2 protein-coding genes are annotated in these 1,430 nt (G+C 66.8%); both read right to left on the reverse strand.

The genetic code is table 11. The features are described from left to right. Positions 1-237 (reverse strand): hypothetical protein (locus AC5RWX_RS33330; protein ID WP_494100432.1); only part of this gene is annotated, 237 nt, incomplete at its 3' end. Next, the coding region (locus tag AC5RWX_RS33335; RefSeq protein WP_494100433.1) for an SDR family NAD(P)-dependent oxidoreductase at positions 234-1,430 on the reverse strand (1,197 nt) is incomplete at its 5' end. The genes AC5RWX_RS33335 and AC5RWX_RS33330, both read right to left, overlap by 4 nt.

Consider the following 1,430-nt stretch of genomic DNA (forward strand, 5'->3'; position numbering starts at 1 on the left):
CCCGGACAGGCGGCCGGCGAGGGCCGGCGGCCAGTCGATGACGCAGCAGCCGGCGCCGCGCCTCGCGCCCTCGCCGGAGTGGACACTCCAGATGGGCCTGTCCCCCAGCAGGATGGACAGCGTGGCGCCGGCTGGAATGGGCGGGCCCGCAAGGGTGAGCGATACCCTGTCCGCCTTTAGGCTGTGGCTGTAGCTGCCCTCCGTCTTAACCTGATGCGTTTCAAGGTCCTGGCTCACGGTTGCGCCACCAGTTCCGGGTCCTTGGTGGGGTCCGCGTAGGGGAGCCGGACGTCCACCACCTGCCCGGTCATGGCCGACGCCAGTACCTGGATGGTGGCCCCGGCAACGGCGGCCGCGGGCAGTAGCGACCCTTCCTCCTCCGCACCAAACGCCCTGGTCCGCATGGGGGTGGCCGTGCGGCTCGGGCTGATGCAGTTCACCCGGATGCCGGCCGAGCTCCACTCATCCGCGAGGGCCTGGGTGAGGTTAACGATCGCAGCCTTGGTGGCTGAGTAGACCGTGTAGTTCGCCCGGCCGCGGGTGTAGGAACTGGAGGCAAAAAGCGTCAGCGATCCCTTGCTCCCGGCCAGGTACTTTTGCGACTCCTGGGCCACGATGAAGGCCGCCGTGAGGTTCACGTCAACATCGTGGTGCAGCTGCTCATCCGTAAGCTGGGCAAGCGGCCCCACGCTGAGGACGCCGGCGGTGAGGATGACGTGGTCCAGGTGGCCGTGCGTTGCGGCGGCGGAGGCGAGCGCCTGGGCCACGCACTGGCGGTCCTCCACGTACGTGCCGTTGCCGGTGCGGCTTTGCCCCACCACCAGGGCACCTTCAGCCTCGAGCTGCTGGACCAGCTCCAGCCCGATTCCGGAACTGGCACCAAACACCAGCACTGTGGAGCCGCGGAGGCCGTCAGTGTTCCCACCCGGCAGCATGGTTTTGTGCTTGAGCTGGAACAGCTTGTCCGCGAGGTGGATGTCGATGGGCTGGGTGATCTTGATGTTCGCCTCGTCCCCGTCCACTACGAAGATGGGGACGTCGGGGCAGTACTTGAGGACCACGGAGCAGTCATCCGTTGCCGAGAAGTCCGGGTCCTGGGTGGCCCGTTCGTAGGCTTGGGCGATCACGGACATGCGGAACGCCTGCGGGGTCTGCCCTCTCCGCAGCTTGGCGCGCGGAGGTACTGCGCGGATGAAGTTCTCATCATCCACTTCGATGATGGTGTCCGCTGAAGGGATGGCGGTGTCGACGGCGTCGTAGACGTCGAGTGCGCGGATGCAGGCAATGATGATGTCGCCGTCCAGCAGGGGACGGACGGCATCGTGGAAAATGACGTTGGCGTCCTTGTCCTCGATGGCGGCCAGGGCCAGGCGGGAGGTTTCGCTGCGGTCCGCGCCGCCGGGAAGGATACCGGTGAGTTTGCTGAGCTT

The organism is Arthrobacter sp. SPT-J7 (assembly GCF_059089965.1).